The sequence below is a fragment of the Streptomyces sp. NPDC007264 genome (assembly GCF_042869095.1).
GTDB lineage: Bacteria > Actinomycetota > Actinomycetes > Streptomycetales > Streptomycetaceae > Streptomyces.
On sequence record NZ_JBIAFD010000012.1, the window covers coordinates 205002 to 226566 of the forward strand.

The following is a 21565-nucleotide window of genomic DNA, read 5'->3' on the forward strand; positions in this document are numbered from 1 at the left end:
CATCCAGGGCGCGTGCGAGCAGCGTGCGGCCTCCCGGGCGCTCAGCGGGCCGCTTCCGCCCGCAGACTCGATCGATGCGCCCGGGCCGCGTCCATCAGCGCGTCGAGCGCGTCCCGCGTGCGGACGAGGTCGGTGATGTGTGCGGAGAGCCGGTCGCGCTCCTGCGCCATGCGCTCCAGCGCGGCATCGGAGTTCTCCTCGCTCGGCGAGTCCACGCAGGGCAGCAGTTCCGTGATGGTGCGGCTGGAGAGACCCGCGGCGTACAGCCGCTGGATGAACGCGACCCGCTCGACGTCCTCGTCCCGGTAATGGCGCTGCCCGCTGGTGCTGCGGGTGCTGGTGAGCAGGCCCTGGTCCTCGTAGTAGCGCAGGGACCGGACGCTGACCCCGGCCCTGGACGCGAGCTCCCCGATGCGCACGCCGTCCTCCCGATGTGACTCGTGGCACACACCTTGCATCTGACGTCAATGTCAGGTTTTAGCGTAGCAGCCGTGCCCGGGACAGGGCATCTACCAGGAAGGAGCCTGATGTGACGACCCTTTTCCAGCGTTATCGGCTCGGTGACCTCACGCTGCCCAACCGCGTGGTCATGGCCCCGATGACACGGGTCCGGGCGGCCGCCGGCGGTCTGGCGACGCCGTCGATGGCGACCTACTACGCCCAGCGGGCGACGGCGGGGCTGATCGTGACCGAGGGCGTGCAGCCGAGCCTGATCGGACAGTCCAATCCGGGCACGCCGGGACTGCACACCGACGAGCAGGTCGCCTCCTGGCGCCCGGTGACGGCCGCCGTCCACGCCAACGGCGGGCGGATCTTCGCCCAGATCATGCACGGCGGGCGGGTCTCCCATCCCGACACCACCGGAATGCAGCCGATCGGGCCGTCCGCCGTACCCGCCGCCGGGGAGGTGTTCACCCCGGCCGGACCCCGGCCCGCGCCGACGCCGCGCGCCCTGGAGACCGCCGAAGTGCCCGAGCACGCCGAGTCGTACGCCCGGGCCGCCCGCCGTGCCGTCGACGCGGGCTTCGACGGCGTCGAGCTGCACGGCGCCAACGGCTATCTGATAGCGCAGTTCCTCTCGTCGAACGCCAACCTCCGCACCGACCGCTACGGCGGATCGGTGGCCAATCGCATCCGGTTCGCGGTGGAGGCGGTGTCCGCGACCGTGGAGGCCGTCGGCGCGCACAGGACGGGCATCCGGCTCTCACCGGGTGCGACGTTCTGGGGCGTCGAGGAGACCGACGTCCCCCAGCTCTACACGGCGCTCCTGACCGAGCTGGCCCGGCTCGAGCCGGCCTACGTCCACCTCGAGGCGACGACCGACGAGGAGGTCCTGCTGGGCCTGCGGCGCACATGGCCGGGCACCCTCGTCGTGAACCCGGTGCTGCCGATGGGGCCGAAGCAGACCGGCCGGGCCGACGCCGACCACTGGCTCGGGCTCGGAGCCGACCTCATCAGCTTCGGCCGCGCGTTCATCGCCAACCCCGACCTGGTCGAGCGACTGCGTACCGGGGTCCCGATCGCTCCCGTGGACGAGGCCACGTACTACCAGGGCGGTGACGCCGGCTACCTGACCTACCCCGCCTATCAGTACACGGCCTGACGCCCCTGCTCCCGTGCCGCCGCGGTACGGGCGCAGGGCGCGGGGCACCTCGTGGGCACGCCGGACCCCACGACGCCCGGACGGTCCGCACGACAGGGCGGGCCGGCCGCCGGGGAACGGCGACGCGACGTGCGCGGCGCCCGCGGGCCTTCGCGGGGCGGCGCCGTGGCCACCGCCACCGCCACCGCCGACGCCACCGCCACCGCCGACGCCACCGCCGGCGCGGACGGTCGTGGTCCTGGGCGACCGGCGTGGGGCAGCGGCGCTGTCGGCGTCATGGTCACGCGCCGTACACTCCCCGGGTGACCGTCAGCGCAACTTCCGTGGGCGAGCCCGAACTGCTCGAACCCGGCGTCGCACCCACGCCCCGTGGTGCCCGCCGCATACGACGCCTCGTTCCGGCCGTCGCCGCGTCGCTCTCCGGAGTGCTGCTCTACGTCAGTTTTCCGCCCCGTACCGTGTGGTGGCTGGCCGTCCCGGCCTTCGCCGTCTTCGGCTGGACCCTGCGCGACCGCACCTGGAAGGCGGCCCTCGGCCTCGGCTACCTGTTCGGGCTCGGCTTCCTGCTGCCGCTGCTGGTGTGGACCGGCGTCGAGGTCGGCTCCGGCCCGTGGCTCGCGCTCGTCGCGGTGGAGGCGGTCTTCGTCGCGCTCGTCGGGGCGGGTGTCGCGCTGGTCTCCCGGCTGCCCGCCTGGCCGGTGTGGGCGGCGACCGTGTGGATCGCGGGAGAGGCGGCACGCGCGCGTGCGCCGTTCGGCGGCTTCCCCTGGGGGAAGACCGCCTTCGGGCAGGCGGACGGCGTGTTCCTGCCGCTCGCGGCGGTCGGCGGCACCCCCGTGCTGGGCTTCGCGGTCGTGCTGTGCGGCTTCGGGCTGTGCGAGATCGTGCGCCTCGTCGTGGACGGCCGGCGCACCGGGGGCATGCCGCGGCGCGGGGCGGCCGTCGCGGCACTGCTCAGCGTCGCCGTTCCCGTGGCGGGCGCGGTCGCCGCGCGCACCCTCGTCAGCGACAAGGCCGAGAACGGCACCGCGACCGTCGCGGTCGTCCAGGGCAACGTGCCGCGCTCCGGCCTCGAGTTCAACGCACAGCGGCGCGCCGTTCTCGACCACCACGCGCGCGAGACCGAGCGCCTGGCCGCGAAGGTCGCGGCGGGTACGGTCCCGAGGCCCGACCTCGTGCTGTGGCCCGAGAACTCCTCCGACATCGACCCGTTCGCCAACCCGGACGCCGCCGCCGTGATCGGCAGGGCCGCCAAGGCGATCGGCGTGCCGGTGTCGGTCGGCGGCGTCGTCGAGCGCGACGGCAGGCTCTACAACGAGCAGATCCTGTGGGACCCGCAGAAGGGCCCCGTCGACACCTACGACAAGCGGCAGGTGCAGCCGTTCGGCGAGTACCTCCCGCTGCGCTCGCTGCTCGGCGTCATCAACAAGAACTGGACGTCGATGGTGCGCCAGGACTTCAGCCGCGGGCACAAGCCCGGCGTGTTCACCATGGCGGACGCCAAGGTGGGACTCGTCACCTGTTACGAGGCCGCCTTCGACTGGACGGTCCGCACGACCGTGACGGACGGGGCGCAGCTGATCTCGGTGCCCAGCAACAACGCGACCTTCGACCGCAGCGAGATGACCTACCAGCAGCTCGCCATGTCCCGTGTGCGGGCGGTGGAGCACAGCCGTACCGTCACCGTGCCGGTGACCAGCGGCGTCAGCGCCGTCATCATGCCTGACGGGAGGATCACCCAGCGGACCGGGATGTTCGTGGCCGACACGCTTGTGCAGAAGGTCCCGCTGCGCTCCTCCGAGACGCCCGCCACCCGGCTCGGCGTCCTGCCCGAGGCGGCCCTGGTGCTGGTCGCGGCGGGTGGACTCGGCTGGGCGGTGGCCTCGTCGGTCCGCGGGCGCCGTCGGCGCGGTGCCGGGGACGTCCGTCTCGATGCCCGAGAGGTCGCGGAACCGGTCCGCTAGGCCCTGCCACTAGGGTCGGCCCATGGCTACTCCCGAATTCATCCGAGCGGTCCGGGCCTTTGCCGGTCATCAGTTGCTGCTGCTCCCCGGCGTCACCGCCGTCGTCTTCGACGACGACGGCCGCGTGCTGCTGGGGCGCCGCTCCGACACCGGCAGATGGTCGCTGATCGGTGGCATCCCGGAGCCGGGGGAGCAACCTGCCGCCTGTGCCGTGCGCGAGGTGTACGAGGAGACGGCCGTACGGGCCGTCGCCGATCGGGTCGTCCTCGTCCAGGCCCTGGAGCGGGTGACGTACCCCAACCGGGACCAGTGCCAGTACATGGACATCACCTTCCGCTGCCGGGCCGTCGGCGGCGAGGCGCGCGTCAACGACGACGAGTCGCTGGAGGTCGGCTGGTTCGCGGTGGAGGCGCTGCCGGAGCTGCACCGGTTCGGGCGGTTCCGGATCAAGCAGGCGCTCCTGGATGCACCCACATGGTTCGACCCCACCAATCCACTGTGAAGTATGGGTGGTGACCATATGGGGTGGGGCACGAGCGCTGCCTAGGGTGATCGCATGACCGTGCCCCCCTCCCACCCGAGCCCCCTCGCCCCCCCGCTCGACCTCGGCGGTCGCGCCGCGCTCGTCACCGGTGCCGCGGGCGGTATCGGCCGCGCCTGCGCGCTGCGGCTGGCCGCCGCCGGCGCCAAGGTGAGAGCGGTCGACCGGGACGCCGCCGGGCTCGACGCCCTCGCCGGCGCGGCCCATGGTCTTCCGGGCACCGTCGAGCCGCACGTCCTGGACCTCACCGACCTCGACGCGGCCGAGCTCGCCGCCGCCGGCACCGACGTCCTGGTCAACAACGCCGGGCTCCAGTTGGTGCGGCCGATCGAGGAGTACCCGCCGGACGTCTTCCGCACCGTCCTGACCGTGCTGCTGGAGGCCCCGTTCCGGCTCATGCGCGGGGCGCTGCCCCATATGTACGGGCAGGGCTGGGGCCGCATCGTCAACGTGTCGTCGGTCCACGGGCTGCGCGCCTCCGCCTTCAAGTCGGCGTACGTCGCCGCCAAGCACGGGCTCGAAGGGCTGTCCAAGACCGCCGCCCTGGAGGGCGCCCCCCACGGTGTCACATCGAACTGTGTGAACCCGGCCTATGTGCGCACGCCCCTCGTCGAGAAGCAGCTGGCGGACCAGGCGCGGGCGCACGGGATTCCCGAGGAGCGTGTGCTGTCCGAGGTGCTGCTCCAGGACAGCGCCGTGAAACGGCTGATCGAGCCGGAGGAGGTCGCCGAGGCGGTCGTCTACCTGTGCAGTCCGCAGGCCTCCTTCGTCACCGGTGCCTCGCTGGTCCTCGACGGCGGCTGGACCGCGCACTGAGCGGCGACGTGTCACGAGTTGTCCACAGGCCTGGCGGGCATGGTCCCGCCGTGGGCCATCCTGGGGGCATGTCTCGCGATCACGTACAGTCCTCGGAGCGCCCCGGCACCGGTGCCGAGGCGCCGTTCCTGGAGCTCCTGGCCCGGGGCGCGTCGGCCGACGCGTACGAGCAGCCGGTGCTGCTCGCCCGTGCCGAGGGCCTGCCCGCCGAGCGCATCGGCGCGCTGGAGGAGGCCAGACGGCTGGCGCTGCGCGTGCGCGCGGAGATGGAGGGCAGACGCCGCCGGGAGGCGGAGCTGTCCGCCCTCTTCGAGACCGCCCACGACCTGGCGGGGCTGCGCGACCTGGACGCCGTCCTGCAGGCGATCGTGCAGCGCGCCCGGTCGCTGCTGCGCACCGACGTCGCGTATCTGACCCTGCACGACGAGGCCGCGGGCGACACCTACATGAGGGTCACCGAGGGCTCGGTCGCCGCGCGCTTCCAGCAGCTCAGGCTCGCCATGGGGGAGGGGCTCGGCGGCCTCGTCGCCCAGACCGCCCGCCCGTACGTGACACCCGACTACTTCCAGGACGACCGCTTCCAGCACACCCGGACGATCGACACGGGCGTGCGCGACGAGGGCCTGGTGGCGATCCTCGGTGTGCCCCTGATGATCGGCCCCCAGGTGATCGGGGTCCTGTTCGCCGCCGACCGGCGGGCCCGGGTCTTCGAGCGGGAGGAGATCGCGCTCCTCGGCTCGTTCGCCGCCCTGGCCGCCGCGGCCATCGACACCGCGAACCTGCTCACCGAGACCCGTTCGGCCCTGGACCGGCTCGCCCGTGCCAACGAGATCATCCGCGACCGCAGTGCGGTGATCGAGCGCGCCTCGGACGTCCACGACCGGCTCGCCGAACTGGTCCTGCGCGGCGGCGGCGTCCACGACGTGGCGGCCGCCGTCTCCCAGGTCCTCGACGGCACGGTCGAGTTCACCGAGGCGGACTCCGCCCCGCCCTCGGCCCTGGAGGCGTCCCGCGCCGAGGGCCATGCCGTGCGGCACGGTCGCGACTGGGTCGCCGCCGTGGCAGCCGGCGGCGAACTGCTCGGCGCGCTGGTCCTGCGCGGGCATCCCGGGCTCGACCCCGTCGACCAGCGCACGCTGGAGCGCGCGGCGACGGTCACCTCCCTGCTGCTGCTCGCCCGCCGCTCGGCTGCCGAGGCCGAGCAGCGCGTCCGCGGCGAGCTGCTGGACGACCTCCTCGACGCCCGCGACCGGGACCCGCGTCTGCTGCGCGAGCGCGCCGCCCGGCTGCGTGCCGACCTCGACGCCACCCATGTGGTGCTGGCCGCCCGCCTCGACACGGAGACCGGAGACGCCGATCAGGAGGCGGCCGCCCGCCGGCGCCTGTGGTCCGCCGCGTCCCACCTCGCGGCCACCCGGCACGGGCTCGCCGCCGCCCGCGACGGAGGCACGGTGCTGCTGCTGCCCCTCGACCCGGGCGACACGGCGACCGAACTGGCCCGCCGCACCGCCCGGCAGCTCGGTACGGCCGTGCGCGAGGAGGTCACCGTCGGCGCCTCCGCACCCGTGGGGGACCTCGCCACCCGCCCGGACTCCGTCGCCGCGGCCCACGCGGAGGGACTGCGCTGCCTCGACGCCCTGCGCCTGCTGGGCCGCACCGGGGACGGAGCCGCCGCCGAGGACTTCGGGTTCCTGGGGCTGCTGCTCGCCGGGGACCGCGACATCGACGCCTATGTGCGGCGCACGATCGGCCAGGTCATCGCCTACGACGAACGGCGCGGCACGGATCTGGTCCGCACCCTCGACGCCTATTTCTCCTGCGGGATGAGCCCGGCGCGCACCAAGGACGAGCTGCACGTCCATGTGAACACCGTGGCGCAGCGCCTGGAGCGGGTGGGCCGGCTGCTCGGCCACGACTGGCAGAGCCCGGCCCGCACCCTGGAGATACAACTGGCGCTGCGCCTGCACCGGCTGTCGGCGACGGCCCGGCACTGACCGAGGCGTCGCACCGGTTCGGACACCCGGACGCCGTGGCTGCCCGCGCTGCCGACGGCCCGCGACACGCGCGTCGGCCCCGTGCGCGGATGCACACGGGGCCGCTCACGGACCGGGACTCAGACGGTGCGCGCATCCACCGTGTGCGCCCCGGCCGGTTCCGCGTCCGGCACGGAATCGACCTGGGTCAGATCGCGGTGCCGGGTTTCCTCGGCGACGCCCACCGCGATCAGGGTCAGCACGGCCGCCGCGATCACATACAGGGCGATCGGTGTCGAGCTGCCGTAGTCGGACAGCAGCGCGGTGGCGATCAGCGGGGCGGGCGCGCCGGCGGCCACCGAGGCGAACTGCGCGCCGATGGACGCACCCGAGTAGCGCATGCGGGTCGCGAACATCTCGGAGAAGAAGGCCGCCTGGGGCGCGTACATCGCCCCGTGCAGCACCAGACCCACCGTCACCGCGAGGACGAGGCTGCCGAAACCGCCCGTGTCGATGAGTGAGAAGAAGGGGAACATCCACAGGCCGATCCCGGCCGCGCCCAGCAGATAGACGGGCCGGCGCCCGATCCGGTCCGAGAGCGCGCCCCACGCCGGGATCACGGCGAAGTGCACGGCGGAGGCGATCAGCACGGCGTTGAGGGCGGTCTGCTTGGAGACATCGGCCTGCGTGGTGGCGTACACGAGGATGAAGGCGGTGATCACGTAGTAGCTGATGTTCTCCGCCATGCGCGCGCCCATGGCCACCAGGACGTCGCGCCAGTGGTGGCGCAGGACGGAGACCAGCGGCAGCTTCTCCGCGACGGCGTCCCTGGCCGCCTTGCGGGCCTCCGCCTGCGCCAGGGCCTCCTGGAACACGGGCGATTCATCGATGGACAGACGAATCCACAAACCGACGATCACCAGCACGCCGGACAGGAGGAACGGGACGCGCCAGCCCCACGAGCCGAACGCGTCGTCCGAGAGCACGGCGGTCAGCAGGGACAGCACACCCGTGGCGAGGAGCTGACCGGCGGGTGCGCCGGTCTGCGGCCAGGAGGCCCAGAAGCCGCGCCGCCGGGCGTCGCCGTGCTCCGACACGAGCAGGACGGCGCCGCCCCACTCGCCACCGAGCGCGAAGCCCTGCACCAGGCGAAGCGTTGTGAGCAGGACCGGCGCGGCGCTGCCGACCGTCGCATGGGTGGGCAGCAGACCGATGGCGAAGGTCGCCCCGCCCATCAGCAGCAGGCTCAGCACCAGCAGCTTCTTGCGCCCCAGCCGGTCGCCGTAGTGCCCGAAGACCAGCGCGCCGAGCGGACGCGCCGCGAACCCGACCGCGTAGGTGAGGAAGGACAGGAGCGTGCCGACGAGCGGGTCGGAGCCCGGGAAGAACAGCTTGTTGAAGACGAGCGCGGCGGCGGATCCGTAGAGGAAGAAGTCGTACCACTCGATGGTGGTGCCGATGAGGCTGGCGGCGACGATTCTGGGGAGGCTGGCGGGGGGTGGGGGAGCGGTGGTTCCGGAGGCCATGTGCGCCACTTCCTCGTGTGCGGTGGGGACGGGTAGGTGTTGGCACACGGTAGGAAGATGCAGGTCAGGGGCACATGTGGTGGGGCAACACAGTTCGAGGGTTGGCTATGCGCGCGGCCACCATGCCGGCTCACGAAAGGGTGCTTCAGAGGCTCGAAGATAGTCGAAACGAGTGCCGTCCGTGACGCGTAGTTCGGAGTGATTTGACGGTGCGGTGCTGAGAATTTGACGGTGCGGTGCTGAGAAGCTGTTGTCTTTCCGGGCTTGAGGACGGCGTTTTCGCTGGTCGGGCATAGGGTCGATGATCCTGTGGGAGTGGTGGTCTGTCGTGTCGCCGCTGCTGTGGAGGTCATGGATGCCGTCGGTCGTGGGGCTGCTGGAACAGCGCGAGCTCGTCGCTCGCCGTCGCGTGGACGAGCTGCGGGAGGAGGCCGACCGCATCCAAGCTGAACTGGCGGTAGCCGAGCGGGACTGGAAGGAATGGGCCATCGCTCGCTCGCGGGTGAGTGAGGTGCTTGCCCCGGCAGACGAGACCGAGCACGGCCACGAGCAGGCCGACCGGACAGCACCGACCGCCGACGGGCAGGCCGAGGAGGCGTCGTCCACGCCGGAAGCAGCGAAGGCGAAGTCGCAAGTGCCGGTGTGGCGTGAAGGGCTTGCGTGGTCAGCGTTGTCGGTGGACTACCAGCGCATCCTCACCGCGCTCGCGGACCGGGCCCGGCTCGGGCAGGGGCCGATGACCTGCCAGGAGATGGCCGCCTTGTTCGGCATGGACGTGGTTCCGGCGCGGGTGGAAGCGCTGAGGTCGAAAGCGAAACGCCTGGTCGCACGCGGCTGGCTGGCCGAGCCGGCGCCCGGCCGCTTCACGCTCGCCCGCGGCGTGAGCGGGCCAGGCGGCGGGTCATGAGCAGGGTCATCGACCAGTAGATCACCGCCTCGGCGCTGCTGGTCCGCCGCTCGAAGTCGCGCACCAGGCGGCGACTTCGCATCAGGTGGGCGAAGAGACGCTCGACGATCCACCGCTTGGGCAGCACCACGAAGCCGCGCATGTCGTCGCTGCGCTTGACGATCGCCAGGACCAGGGCGAACGTGGCAGGCAGTATTCGACGAGGCTGCCGGTGTAATCGCCATCAGCCCAGACCAGGGCCAACCAGTGGTGCACGTCGGCGACTTGCTGCAGCAGGACCTGGGCGGTGGCGCGGTCGCCGACATCCGCGCTCGTGACCATCACGCCCAGCAACAGGCCGAGGGTGTCGACCACGACGTGCCGCTTGCGCCCGTTGATCTGTTTGCCGCCGTCGAAGCCGCGACTGTCGACGCCGACGACGGCGTCCGCCTTGACGGACTGCGAGTCGATCACGCCGGCCGTCGGCTCCGCGTCCCGGCCCAGCCGCTCGCGGACCTGGCCGCGCAGCCGGTCGTGGAACTCCTTGACCAGGGCGTGGTCGCGCCAGCGGCGGAAGAAGGCGTATACCCCGTCCCACGGAGGGAAGTCGGCAGGCATCGCCCGCCACTTGACGCCATTGTCGACCAGGTACCGGATCGCATCGAGCATCGCGCGGTGGCAGTACCCCTCCGGCCGGCCGCCCCGCCCGCGCATCCAGCCAGGTACCGGCAGCAGCGGCCGGACCTCAGCCCACTCCGCGTCCGTCATATCCGACGGGTACCGGCGCTGCCGCTCGGGCCGGTCAGCCGCGTTGCCGTACACGTGCGCGAGGCAATCACACGATGGAGCGGCCGAGTTGGACTGCCCGGCCATGGACACGGAAGACTGCGGCACCAGGGGCCTCCTGTTGCTCTATGGATTCGACACCCACGAGCTGTTCAGGAGGCCCCGTCTTCATGCTCTGGCCACGGCAGCATCACCCGACCGGGAATCCGCCTTCGACCGCCACCGCTCGAGATCGAAAAGACAACAGCTACTGAGGGATATGTGGGAGACCATCATCGTCACCGGCCGGCGCGCCAGCGAGGTCATCCAGCTCCGCCTGGACTGCGTCGGCCGCTACGGCGGGCTGCCCCTGCTCTGGCACGACCAGACCAAGGTCGGCAATCTGAACGCGGCCGTCCGCATCCCCGACCATCTCCTGGACCGGCTCGAAGAACGCCGCCAAAAGACCCTGACCCACTACGCCGACCGGCACGCCGGCCGGCCGCCCACTGCTGCCGAACGCACTCACCTGGCCCTGTTCCCCACCGACATCCTCAACCCCGACGGCCGCCGTGCTTTGTCCTACACCTGGTTCCACACCGGCTTCCGCAGCTGGATCGCCGAGCTTGACCTCGGCGGTCACTACGTCGCCCACCAGGCCCGACATACGCTGGCCACCCGGCTGCTGCGGCACGGTGCGAGCCTGACGCACATCCGCCGCTACCTCGGCCAGGTCTCCGACCGCATGGCAGAGCACTACGTCCACCTGACCCAGTCGGACCTGGAGAACTTCCTCCAGCACGTGTGGGTCGCCGGACCCGGCACCACGCATCCCGGCGAACTCCTCACCAGCGACACCACCCCGCTCACCCACGAGCAGGCCCAGGCCCTGGCCATCGACCTCTCTCGCCGCAGCACCCCCGCCGAGGGCGGCTTCTGCACCTTCCAGCCCGTCGTCGACGGCGGCACCTGCCCCTGGAACCCTCGACTGCCACAACTGCGACAAGTTCGTCCTGTCCGGCGCCGACCTGCTCTACTGGCGGCGCAAGCGCGAGCAGTGGCGACTGCTGGCCGAAGGCGCCCCCGACGACGCCACCGCCGACTACCTCCACCGCTACTTCGAGCCCACTGCCCGCGCCATCGACGGCCTGGAAAAGGCCCTGGCCGGCCTCGGCCTCCGCGACGAGGCCCTCGCCCTGGACCTACGCAAACCCCAGGACTACTTCCATCGCCCATGGTCCACCGCCTTCCGCGCCGCCGACCTCGCCGACGCGGGCAGCGACGAGCCGGACGAGTACAGCGATACGTGCACAGCCGACGGAGATGACCCCGAACAGGAAGCCGCATGAACACCGCCACCGTTCCCGAACCCCGCACCGCGGCAGCCCTGGCCGCCCGCCGCCGCAAGACCGAAGCCGCCCTTGAGCGCGTCCACCAGGCCATCGCCCGGCTCCGACGCGAGAGAGCCCAGGTCAGCGTCGCCGCCGTCGCCCGCCGATCGGACGTCTCCCGCACCTTCCTCTACGACAACGTCGAGGCCGGAGCCGCGGTCGCCGCAGCGATGACGCAGGCCGGCGAACACCAATCCCGCACGCTCGCTGAACAGGACGACGAACGCGAGGCGACCTGGCGCGAACGCGCCCTGAACGCCGAGAATGCTCTCAAGGCCGTCCACACCGAGATCCGCACCCAGCGCTCTCGCATCGGCGAACTCCTTGGCCAGATCCGGGACTTCGAAGCCGAGTGGACCGAGGAAGCCATTCAGCGGATCACCACCGAGAACACCACCCTCAAGCAGCGGATCCGTCAACTGACCGCCGACAACCGCACCCTCGACGAGCGACTCAAGGCAGCCCGCTCGAATCTCCGCTTCCAGGACCGGCGCATCGCCGACCTCGAAGTCCGCCTCATCACCCCGGGGTCAACGACCTGACCGACCCGCCTCACGGCTCTGTCCACCGTCGCGGTGGAAAGTGCCGAGAGGCCAACTTCCTGTCTGTTGGCGATCAGCCTGAAATGATGAAGGTCATGGACGCTGTGATTCGTATCAGGGGTGGCGACGAGGTTGGAGAGTTGGCCGCGCTTGTCGGTTGGCTCCGCGCGGAGCGTGAGTTGGAGGGCGCCGTCCAGGCCGTGCGCAGGGAGGTTTCAGAGACGGAGCTCGGCAGCGGGCTTGACGTGATCACTGTCGCTCTAGGTTCCGGCGGAGTGGGTGTGGCGTTGGCCCAGTCACTGTCTGCGTGGCTGCGCGCCCGGCGTTCAGACGTCAAGGTGACCGTCACCGCCAATGGCCGCACGGTCGAGGTCGATGCTCGGCGCGTGAGCGATCCCATAGGTCTGATCACCCGGGTGCTGGACGGCGACGATGACACCGGGAACTGATCGAATCGACCGATCCGGCTCCCGCGCCGTGCTCATCGGTGTCTCCACCTACCAGGATCCATCCTTCCCGTCCGTGCCTGCCGCGGGAAAGAGCCTGCGGGGCGTGCACCGGATGCTCGTCGATGAGGAGTTGGGCGGCTGGCCCGACGACCAGGTCACTCGCATCCTCAATCCCGTCGACTGCCGTCGTGTGATGAGCGATCTGCGCCGCCATGCTCAAAACACCAACGGTGTGCTGTTGCTGTACTTCGTGGGCCACGGCACAGTCACCATGAACGGGGATCTCGTACTCGCCGTGAGCGACACCCTCGCCGACGAACCGGACGTTACCGGACTGGAGTACTCCAAGATCCGAAGCGTTCTGCTCGGAAGCCCGGCCAAGGTTAAAGCCGTTGTGCTGGACTGCTGTTACTCCGGTCGCGCTATTGATGTGCTCGCAGGGGATCGGCAGCACTTGGCTGACATAACCGACGTACGAGGCACCTATACCCTCACCGCAGCTGACCGCACCGCGCACGCGGGGCAAGCCGACACCTACACCGCGTTCACCGGGGAGCTGCTCGACCTGATTGGCGCAGGGGTTGTCGGCGGCCCCCCGGTGCTGACCTTCGCCGAGCTTTACCCCCATCTGAGGCACAGGCTGATCGCCCGCAACCTCCCGCGCCCCAACCAGCGCGGCACGGACACCGCTGACAAATGCCCGGTAGCCAAGAACGCGTCCGGTGAGGCCCCGACCGCCGGGCAGGCAGCACAGTTGAGCCGCCTCAAAGCATCTGACCATGCCACGCACATCGCACCTCCGGCACAGAGCAGGGTGCCGGGCAAGCGACCGGAAGCGCCGCCGACCCGGCGACGATTCCACCGGCGCACCATAGTCCTCGGCACGCTTGCAGTAGGAGTAGTCGGCGCAGCTGCCGGGGCTGCTGTGAAGTTCTGGCCAGAGTCTGACAAATTCGCCGATCAAAACGCCTCCGCTCTGGCGTTCAGTCCCGACGGCAGGACACTCGCCGCCGCCACCTACGCCTCCGACTCGCGACTGTGGGATGTGGCCACCGGCGACACCATCGCCGTGCTCTCCGATCAAGACGACATGAGCTCTCTGGCGTTCAGCCCCAACGGCAAGACCCTCGCCACCGGCAATTTCTACGACGTACGCCTGCGGGACGCGCGCACCGGGGTCACCACCGTCAAGCTGAACACCCCCCAAACCGAATCGCTGGTGTTCAGTTTCGACGGGAAGACCCTTGCTACCGGAGGCGAAGGCGGCGTCCGACTGTGGGACGTGGCCACCGGCCGCACCATCACCACTTTGACCCGGCAAGACCGAGACATGCGCTCGGTCTCGCTCAGCCCCAACGGCAAGACGCTCGCGGGCAGCGACCAGGTCTACATAGACGGAAAGGTGGTTGGGTGCTGGCTGTGGGACGTGGCCACCGGCCGCACCACCGCCACCCTCATCAAGGAGCCCACGTACTCGGTGGTGTTCAGCCCGGACGGGAAGTCGCTTGCTACCGGAGGCGAAGGAGGCGTCCGCCTGTGGGATGTGGCCACCGGCCGCACCATGACCACCTTCATGGGGGGGATCACGTACTCGGTGGTGTTCAGCCCGGACGGGAAGTCGCTTGCTACCGGAGGCGAAGGCGGCGTCCGCCTGTGGGATGTGGCCACCGGCCGCAGCACTCATACCGTCACCGACCACGTCAGCGACTCGGTGGCGTTCAGCCCCGACGGCAAAGTCCTAGCACGTGGTACGACCTTCCACGGCGTTGATGGCCCTGGCGAAGGCATCTGGCTGTGGAAGCTCCAGTGACACACCCTCGCCCGAGCTGATCTAACCGCCCAGGGCAGTCAGCAGCCCCGCGGCGTCCACCCATCCCAGGGGACGGGCCATCCCATGAGTCCACCCGGACGAGCTACAGCAACGATTCCAACCCGCCGTCACGGACATGTAGTCCATGAATCGTGGCAGTTCAGAGCCGATGTCCGAGCTCCTGCAGTCGGTAAAATTGAGTACAAGCGCGGCACCGACGCAGGCGTGATCGACCAGGGCCTCTATTACATGTCGTGGCTCATGGCTCACAAGGACGTCGCGGAGCTGGCCGAGGTGGTCGATGAGGTGCTGCTCGGCCTCGGAGACGGCGTCAGCCGGGTGCAGCGCAAGCAGTACCGGGCGTATCAGCGCCTGCGGAACTTCGCCTGCGTCTGCCAGCCGCAGAAGACCAAGCTCCTCGTCTATCTCAAGGCCGACCCCAGGGAGGTCGACCTCATTCCCGGCTTCACCCGGGATGTGACGGAGGTCGGCCACCACGGTACGGGCGACCTGGAGGTGCAGCTGCGCTCCGAGTGGGACGTGGAGCGGGCTGTGGACCTCTTCCGCGCGAGCTACGCGGCGGCGTAACTGTCCATCGCGTCTGTGACGTGCGCAGGTGCGGGACTGGGCCGCTGTGGATGTGGTGGCGGTCGTGCCTTCCGACGTAGGGGGCAGGTAGTGGCGGTGGAGCATCAATGATTCGAGGGATCGCCGGTTTGGCCAACCGGCGATCCCGCGCTATGTTGCGCCGCTTCGAAGCAGGCTGCTTCACCTGCCTGAGCCGTCATCGGCTTGCCGTAAGCGTCAGCGGTGCTTCGGGCGCTGGACGGGCCTGCGATGCCAGTCCGCACGCTCCCTGAGCCATTGGGGGGACCAGAGAGGACCGAAGCCGTACCGACCGCGCCGATCGCGCGGCCGCATCGCTCCGCTGGCCTGGAAGCGGGTGGCATCCCTACACGTCGCCCGCTGCGAACGCTGCCCGCAACGGGACATGCGCCACCGGTGACCTGACCCCGACGCGCTGTGGGGCCGCGCTCAGCGCGGTCGCCCGGCGCGGGGTCACGGGTGTGTGGAGGCGGCCGGAAGGGTGAGCGTCACCGAGAACAGCCGCCCGCCGTCGTCCGCCGGTTCGAGCGTGCCGCCCATCGCCTCGGTCAGGTCCCGGGAGAGCCGCAGCGTCAGGCTGTCCGGGCGCGGGGCGCCGTCGGGGCCGCCGGTCAGGCGGATGCGCAGTCGGCTGTCGAGGACTTCGGTGGGCAGTGCCGGCGGCCGTTGCGGCGGACTGTGGCGCAAGGCGTCCGCCGCGAGGGCGGTCAGCACCCGGGTGAGGAGCGCGGCGTCCGCGATCACGTCGGGTTGCTGTTCCGGTAGCCGGACCTCGATGGTGCGGCCTCCCGGGCCCAGGTCGTCCAGTACGGCGGTCAGCACCTCGTCGAGGTCGACCGGGCGCAGGTAGAGGTCGAGGGCCCCGCCCTGCAGCCGGTCGAGGTCGGCCAGGTTGGCGACCACCTGAGCGGCGCGGCGGATCGACGCCTGAGCCGTGTCCGTGTCGTGCCGGGCGAGGGCCTCATCCGCCGTGCGCAGCCGCTCGCGCAGATCGCGGTCGGCCGCCCGGATCAGGGAGGCGCGGGTGCGTTCGGCGGCGGCGAGGGTGTCGGTTTCGGCGGCGTGCCGGGCGAGCCGGCCGTGCAGATGGGCCATGCCGAGCTGGGCAGCGCAGGCGCCGAGGATCCGCTGGTCTTCGGTGGCCAGGCTGCCACGGGCGGCCAGGGTCAGGTTGTCGCTGACGGGGCTTTCGACATCGGCTTGGTACGGCTGTTCCGGCGGGTCCGCGCCGGCACTGGCGACCACGTACCAGCGGGGGCCGGGTGATGCGTCGGGGTCGCGTTCGAGCAGGCTGGCGCCGGTCAGCCCGAAGTGCTCCCGTACCTGCTCGACGAGGGTCGGCAGGTCCCGTCCGTGCATCATGGCGCTTGCCAGCCGGCTCAGTACCTGCGCCTCCCATGTGGCGCGTACGGCCTGCCGGGTGCGCCGCGCGGCCGCGTCGGTGGCCGCGCCGACCAGAGCCGCGGTGACGACGAAGCCCACCAGGGCGAGGACTTCGCCGCCGTGCTCGACCCGTAGCGAGTGAACGGGCGTGGTGAAGTAGTAGTCGGCGAGCACTGCCGCCGCGATCGCCGCGGCCAGCGCCGGGACCAGCCCTCCGACCAGGGCCGTGACGACGACGGCGACCAGGAACACCACCAGCACCCCGGACAGGTCGAGCCGGGTGGCGGGGGCCGTCAGGATCAGGGTCAGCGCGGGCAGCAGCAGCGCCGCCCCCGCCGTCGCGAACCAGAACCGGCGCGGCCCGGTGCCTCGGCCCGGACTCGGCTTCCGTGTCGTGAAGGCGGAGCCGGCCGCCTCCTCGTGGGTGACCACATGAACGTCGATGGGACCCGAGCCGCGGATCGTGCGATGCCCCACTCCGGCGTCCAGCAGCAGCGACAGCCGGCCGCGGCGGCTGGCGCCGAGCACGATCTGGGTGACGTTCTCGGCCCGGGCGAACTGCAGCAGCGCCTCGACCAAGGACTCGCCGGTCGTCTGGTGGTAGGTGCCGCCCAGCGACTCCACCAGGGCCCGCTGGGCCGCGAGGGCCCCTGGATCGGTGTGGGTGAGGCCGTCGGCCGGCACGACGTGCAGCGCCAGCAGTTCGCTGCCCGGAGTACGAGCGGCGATGCGGGCCGCTCGGCGGATCAGAGTCTCGCCCTCCGGGCCCCCGGTCAGCCCTACCATGATCCGCTCGCGGGTTTCCCAGGGTGCGGCGATGCCGTGCTCGGCGCGGTAGCGCTGCAGTCCCTCCTCCACCCGGTCGGCGAGCCACAGCAGCGCCAGTTCGCGTAGCGCGATGAGGTTGCCCACCCGGAAGTAGTGGGTGAGAGCGGCCTCGATACGGTCCGGCGGGTAGATGGCGCCGTGCGCCAGGCGGCGGCGCAGCACCTCGGGTGGCAGGTCGACCAACTCGATCTGGTCGGCTCGGCGGGCCACCTCGTCCGGCAGCGTCTCGCGCTGGCACACCCCGGTGATCTGCCGGACGACGTCGTTCAGCGACTCCAGGTGCTGGACGTTGAGCGTGGTGACGACGTCGATCCCGGCGTCCAGCAGCTCCTCCACGTCCTGCCACCGCTTGGCGTTGCGGGTGCCGGTGCCGGCCACGTTGGTGTGGGCGAGCTCGTCCACCAGGGCGACCTGGGGGCGGCGCGCGAGCACCGCGTCGAGGTCCATCTCGGTGAACTCCACTCCCCGGTGGGTCACCCTGTGCCGTTCCACCGTCTCCAGGCCCTCGGCCATGGCCGCCGTCGGCCGCCGCCCGTGCGGCTCGACGAATCCTGCGACGACGTCCGCGCCGGAGGCACGCAGCCGTTGGCCCTCCTCGAGCATGGCGTACGTCTTCCCCACCCCCGGGGCCGCCCCCAGGTAGATCCTCAACCGTCCACGCGCCATCCCCGGGGCTCCCGCCGGCTCATTGCGTTCACGCGCTTCGCGCTTCCCCTCCATGGTGGACCTGGAACATCGGCAGGGCTTGGACGATCTTCGGAAAGAGGCGAGTGACTAGGGCATCCCTGACGTCCTCAAGATCGCCTGCGCCGTCTCGCCGTCGATCTGCTCGCCCAGCCGCCGGAATACTTCTTCTCCATGGAGCAGGGTGCTCTTCTCCAGGGAGCGGCGGATACCGGCATCGAGTTCGTGCCACAGGAGGGGGCTGGCGGCCAGGACGCGGGAGTCGACTTCGAGGCTTTGGCCGTACGCGTCCCGGAGGGCGAGGTGGGCGGTGACGCCGTCGTACTGGCGGACGGACACGAGGGCGTCCGTCCGTACGGCCCGTCGGCGCAGGGGGCCGCGTACCATCAGCCAGCCCTGACCGGCTGTGACGCGTGGCGGCAGCAGGACGGCGAAGACGGCTGCGGACAGGCCGAGCCACAGGACGGCGCGAGGTGCCGTCAGGGTGCCGGCGTCCCAGTCGACGAGCACGGCCAGCGTGCAGAAGACGAGGGCGCAGCCGACCGCGAACCGGGCGCTGCCGCGCCAGTGGCGGTCGCCGGCCGGGCTTGGCGGTCCGCTCGGGTGCATGACGTTGACGCTAGGCGGCGGTGCGCGCCCCGGCGAGCGGCCCTGACGCGTCTCTGACGCCAGGCCCGTGCATCTTGACAGGATCCTGACGTGCGCGGACCGCTCAGCCGACGTGGACGCGCGGGCGGCGGGCGCGGTGCGGCTCCGCCTCGCGCAGGACCTCGCGGGTGACCGGGGCGACCTCGCCCTGGCCGAAGAGGAAGAAGCGCAGGAAGTTGGCGAAGGGGGTGCCCTCGGTCCACTCGAAGTAGATGTGTGGGATGCAGCCGGTGACGTCCCGGGTGTGGAGAGCGAGCGCGGCCAGGGCGTTGGGGATGGAGGAGGACTCCAGGGTCAGGATGCGGTAGCGGTTGTGCAGCACCTCGCCGCGCACCACCAGGCCCGCTTCGAACTCGGAGGGGTCCGTGACCGTGACCTCGACGAAGACGAAGTCTTCCTGTTCAGGCAGGTCGTTGTCGGCCCGGATCTGCTCGATCTTGTCGCGGTACTCGGCCTTGTCGCGCTGACCGGGCTCGTTGGCGATGAAGCGGATGCGCCGGTGGGACATGTCGCGGATGAATCGTTCCGCCATGTCGTCCATCTCGACGTGCGTGACGCGCAGCTCGAAAGCGCGGGCCAGCCGGGACAGGAGCGAGACCAGGATGATGCCGGCGATGAAGCAGGCGCCGATCTTCACACCGTCCGGGCGCTCGATGACGTTGGCGACGGTGACGTAGAGCAGGACCGCGGACACGGTTGCGAAGCCGATGGTCCAGCCCCGTTGCCGGGCGCGGCGGGCGGCGATGGTCACCGCGATCGCCGCCGAGGACATCAGGACCAGCACGCCGGTGGCGTAGGCGCCGCCCTGCGCGTCGACGTTGGCGTCGAAGATCCAGGTGACCAGGAATGCGATGAGGGTGAAGACGATCACCATGGGGCGCACGGCGCGGGCCCACTGCGGGGCCATGCCGTAGCGGGGCAGGTAGCGCGGCATCAGGTTGAGCAGGCCGGCCATGGCGGAGGCGCCGGCGAACCACAGGATGGCGATCGTCGACACGTCGTAGAGGGTGCCGAAGGCACCGCCCAGGTAATCGTGGGCCAGGTACGCGAGTGCGCGGCCGTTGGCCTTGCCGCCGTCCTTGAACTCGTTCTCCGGGATGAGCACCGTCGTGATGAAGCTCGTGGCGATCAGGAACACGCTCATGATCAGAGCGGCGGCCGTCAGCAGCTTCTTGGTGTCCCGGATCCGGCCCTTCGGCGCCTCCTCGGTGTCATTCGGGTCGCCCTGGACGTGCGGCATCACGGCGACACCGGTCTCGAAGCCGGACAGGCCCAGGGCGAGCTTCGGGAAGACCAGCAGGGACACGCCGATCATGGCGAAGATGTTGCCGTGCTCGGTGGTCAGGGCACTGGTCCAGTCGGTGACCACGTGCCCGGCGGTCAGGACATGCCACAGGCCGACGACCACGACCACGGCGTTGAGTGCGAGGTAGACGACCACGAGGGCGACCGCGACGCCGATCGCCTCCAGGAAGCCTTTGAGGAACACCGCCCCCAGCAGGGCGACCAGCAGCAGCGTGATGATCATCTGCTGGCCGTGCAGCGTGCTGGTCAGGTGCGGGTTCTCTATCAGGTGGGTGGAGGCGTCGGCGGCTGACAGGGTGATGGTGATCAGGAAGTCGGTGGCGGCGAAGCCCAGCAGCGTCAGGACGAACAGCTTGCCCTGCCAGAAGGACAGCAGCCGCTCCAGCATCGAGATCGAGCCCTCGCCGTGCGGGCTCTCCTCGGCCACGCGGCGGTACACCGGTAGGGCTCCGGCCAGGGTGACGACGACGAGGACGAGGGTGGCGATCGGAGAGAGCAGGCCGGCCGCCAAGGCGGCGATGCCGGGCTGGTAGCCGAGCGTGGAGAAGTAGTCGACGCCCGTCAGGCACATCACCCGGTACCAGCGCTGGCCCTTGTGTGGTGGCTTCGGCTCGGCATGCGGGTCGGCGTGGCCGCCGTGCTTGCCCATGTCGGACAGGCCCTCCAGCATCCACGTCCGCAGTCGGCTCGGCGGTGGGTGTTCGGTGGTGGCCATCGACGTGCTCTCCTGATGTGCGGCTCAGCGTGGGGTTCCGGCCATCACACGGACGGCGGCACCAGCGTATGCAGAGAGTGACCCGTGGGCCCACGGGTGATTCCGCCGGGCGCGTCAAGGATCCGTTAAGGCAGATGGGGCGGGCGCGGGCCGCACGTCAAGGGTCAGGGGTCTTCTTGCGCGGAGGGTGGTTGAGCCGTACGGGGGAGTCGGCGCCCGCTACGCGCTGAGGCGACGGCTCGCCGCCGGGCTGACGACGCGTAGTGGACGCACAGGGAGGCGACGCAGGCCGGGCCGAGGTGGTGACGCCTGCGGTCGGGGACGGCGCAGACCGCCACCTCCCTCGGTCAGCGCTGGCCGGCCTTGCTGCCGGCGACGACCTCGCGGGCGAGGGTCTCGACCTCGTCGAGGCGGGTGAAGTCGGCGGCGTACGTGCACAGCCGGTTCGCGTCGAGGCCCGCGGTGGCAACCAGCTTGTCGGCTGCCGCCTGCACCTCCTCGGCGGTACGGCGGTGCAGCAGCACGGTGGCGCCGCACTCGGCGAGCTGCCGGGCGGTCTCGTAACCGATGCCGGAGGTGGCGCCGGTGAGCAGGACGATGCGGGATGAAAAGGAAGTGTCGAACATGATCCAATCCGGGTTGACAGCACGCGAGGGAGGGCGCGGCGGGCGCGCGGGTGGGAAACGGGGCGGGGCGCCGGACGGATGTCACGGCGCCCCGGGGGATGCGGAACGCGTCAGTGGGACACGGACGCGGGCATTTCCGCACAGCGCGGCGCACGACGGGACGGCCGAGCGGGACTCGGCGGCCGGTCGAAGAGGAGCCAGGCGCTGTTCACGTCATCCATGGAAGCCGTACCGCAGGGCGGTGGCAAGCCTGACTCCCGTTCTCTGACACCCTTCTGACGTGTGCCTACGTGTCGTTGACGGCCGGGCCGGAGGGGCAAAGAGGCGCGGTTCAGCGAAGGCCGGGCAACACAAAGAAGATCGCGTCCGTGGGGGGGGGGGGGCCCCGCCCCCCCCCCGGGGGGGGGGGCGGGGGCGGGGGGGGGCCCCCGGGGGGCCCCCCCCCCGGGGGGGGCCCCGGGGGGGCCCCCCCCCCCCCCCCCCCCCCATACGCACCGGGGCGCC

General features: G+C 71.0%; 17 protein-coding genes and 1 pseudogene. 11 read left to right on the forward strand and 7 right to left on the reverse strand.

Features of this window, described 5'->3' with window-relative positions:
- Window positions 1–41: 41 nt before the first annotated feature.
- On the reverse strand, window positions 42–419 hold the full coding sequence (locus tag ACFYMU_RS22115; RefSeq protein WP_388375664.1) for a MerR family transcriptional regulator: 378 nt from the start codon (window positions 417–419) through the stop codon (window positions 42–44).
- Between the two features lie 110 nt (window positions 420–529).
- Here ACFYMU_RS22115 and ACFYMU_RS22120 point away from each other — a divergent pair, with 110 nt between their 5' ends.
- From ACFYMU_RS22120 to ACFYMU_RS22140, 5 genes are all read left to right on the forward strand, one after another.
- A complete protein-coding gene (locus ACFYMU_RS22120) occupies window positions 530–1603 on the forward strand; it encodes an alkene reductase (RefSeq protein ID WP_388375667.1) in 1074 nt (357 codons plus the stop codon).
- A 302-nt stretch (window positions 1604–1905) separates the two neighbouring features.
- Window positions 1906–3567, forward strand: a complete 1662-nt coding sequence (gene lnt, locus ACFYMU_RS22125) for an apolipoprotein N-acyltransferase (protein WP_388375670.1) — start codon at window positions 1906–1908, stop codon at window positions 3565–3567.
- A 22-nt stretch (window positions 3568–3589) separates the two neighbouring features.
- Entirely contained in the window at window positions 3590–4069 is a 480-nt protein-coding gene (locus tag ACFYMU_RS22130; protein WP_388375672.1) for an NUDIX domain-containing protein, read from the forward strand.
- 54 nt (window positions 4070–4123) lie between these two features.
- A complete protein-coding gene (locus ACFYMU_RS22135; RefSeq protein WP_388375674.1) occupies window positions 4124–4924 on the forward strand; it encodes a 3-hydroxybutyrate dehydrogenase in 801 nt (266 codons plus the stop codon).
- A gap of 68 nt (window positions 4925–4992) precedes the next feature.
- Window positions 4993–6918, forward strand: coding sequence for a helix-turn-helix domain-containing protein (locus ACFYMU_RS22140; protein WP_388375677.1), 1926 nt, complete (start codon window positions 4993–4995; stop codon window positions 6916–6918).
- A 119-nt stretch (window positions 6919–7037) separates the two neighbouring features.
- On the opposite strand, the gene ACFYMU_RS22145 is transcribed toward ACFYMU_RS22140, so the two are convergent.
- Entirely contained in the window at window positions 7038–8423 is a 1386-nt protein-coding gene (locus ACFYMU_RS22145) for an MFS transporter (protein ID WP_388375679.1), read from the reverse strand.
- A gap of 355 nt (window positions 8424–8778) precedes the next feature.
- Between ACFYMU_RS22145 and ACFYMU_RS22150 the strand changes: the two genes are divergently transcribed.
- Window positions 8779–9330, forward strand: a complete 552-nt coding sequence (locus tag ACFYMU_RS22150) for a hypothetical protein (protein ID WP_388375756.1) — start codon at window positions 8779–8781, stop codon at window positions 9328–9330.
- Here the strand turns inward: ACFYMU_RS22150 and ACFYMU_RS22155 are convergent.
- Window positions 9287–10077 (reverse strand): IS5 family transposase gene (locus ACFYMU_RS22155; RefSeq protein ID WP_388375682.1). Its coding sequence is split into 2 segments (ribosomal slippage): window positions 9287–9501 and window positions 9501–10077, totalling 792 coding nucleotides; the frame shifts between segments, so codons are not numbered across the junction. The genes ACFYMU_RS22150 and ACFYMU_RS22155 overlap by 44 nt on opposite strands.
- A 277-nt stretch (window positions 10078–10354) precedes the next feature.
- Between ACFYMU_RS22155 and ACFYMU_RS22160 the strand changes: the two genes are divergently transcribed.
- The 5 genes and pseudogenes from ACFYMU_RS22160 to ACFYMU_RS22180 form a co-directional block, all read left to right on the forward strand.
- Entirely contained in the window at window positions 10355–11401 is a 1047-nt protein-coding gene (locus ACFYMU_RS22160) for a tyrosine-type recombinase/integrase (RefSeq protein WP_388375759.1), read from the forward strand.
- Between the two features lie 18 nt (window positions 11402–11419).
- Window positions 11420–12007: a DUF6262 family protein gene (locus tag ACFYMU_RS22165; protein ID WP_388375684.1), complete on the forward strand. Its 588-nt coding sequence runs from the start codon at window positions 11420–11422 to the stop codon at window positions 12005–12007.
- 95 nt (window positions 12008–12102) lie between these two features.
- Complete coding sequence (locus ACFYMU_RS22170; protein WP_388375687.1) at window positions 12103–12456, forward strand: hypothetical protein; 354 nt, start codon at window positions 12103–12105, stop codon at window positions 12454–12456.
- Window positions 12457–12568: 112 nt separating this feature from the next.
- A complete protein-coding gene (locus tag ACFYMU_RS22175) occupies window positions 12569–14266 on the forward strand; it encodes a caspase family protein (RefSeq protein ID WP_388375761.1) in 1698 nt (565 codons plus the stop codon).
- Between the two features lie 177 nt (window positions 14267–14443).
- A pseudogene (locus ACFYMU_RS22180) lies at window positions 14444–14854 on the forward strand (DUF5655 domain-containing protein); the annotation flags it as partial.
- A gap of 471 nt (window positions 14855–15325) precedes the next feature.
- Here the strand turns inward: ACFYMU_RS22180 and ACFYMU_RS22185 are convergent.
- The 4 genes from ACFYMU_RS22185 to ACFYMU_RS22200 all read right to left on the reverse strand — a co-directional run bounded on the left by ACFYMU_RS22185 (window position 15326) and on the right by ACFYMU_RS22200 (window position 21061).
- Window positions 15326–17749 (reverse strand): DUF4118 domain-containing protein, encoded by a 2424-nt coding sequence (locus ACFYMU_RS22185; protein ID WP_388375690.1) that lies wholly within the window; start codon window positions 17747–17749, stop codon window positions 15326–15328.
- A gap of 108 nt (window positions 17750–17857) precedes the next feature.
- Entirely contained in the window at window positions 17858–18376 is a 519-nt protein-coding gene (locus ACFYMU_RS22190) for a hypothetical protein (RefSeq protein WP_388375693.1), read from the reverse strand.
- Window positions 18377–18479: 103 nt separating this feature from the next.
- Entirely contained in the window at window positions 18480–20435 is a 1956-nt protein-coding gene (locus tag ACFYMU_RS22195; protein WP_388375696.1) for an amino acid transporter, read from the reverse strand.
- Window positions 20436–20782: 347 nt separating this feature from the next.
- A complete protein-coding gene (locus tag ACFYMU_RS22200; RefSeq protein WP_388375698.1) occupies window positions 20783–21061 on the reverse strand; it encodes an SDR family NAD(P)-dependent oxidoreductase in 279 nt (92 codons plus the stop codon).
- Window positions 21062–21565: the final 504 nt, after the last annotated feature.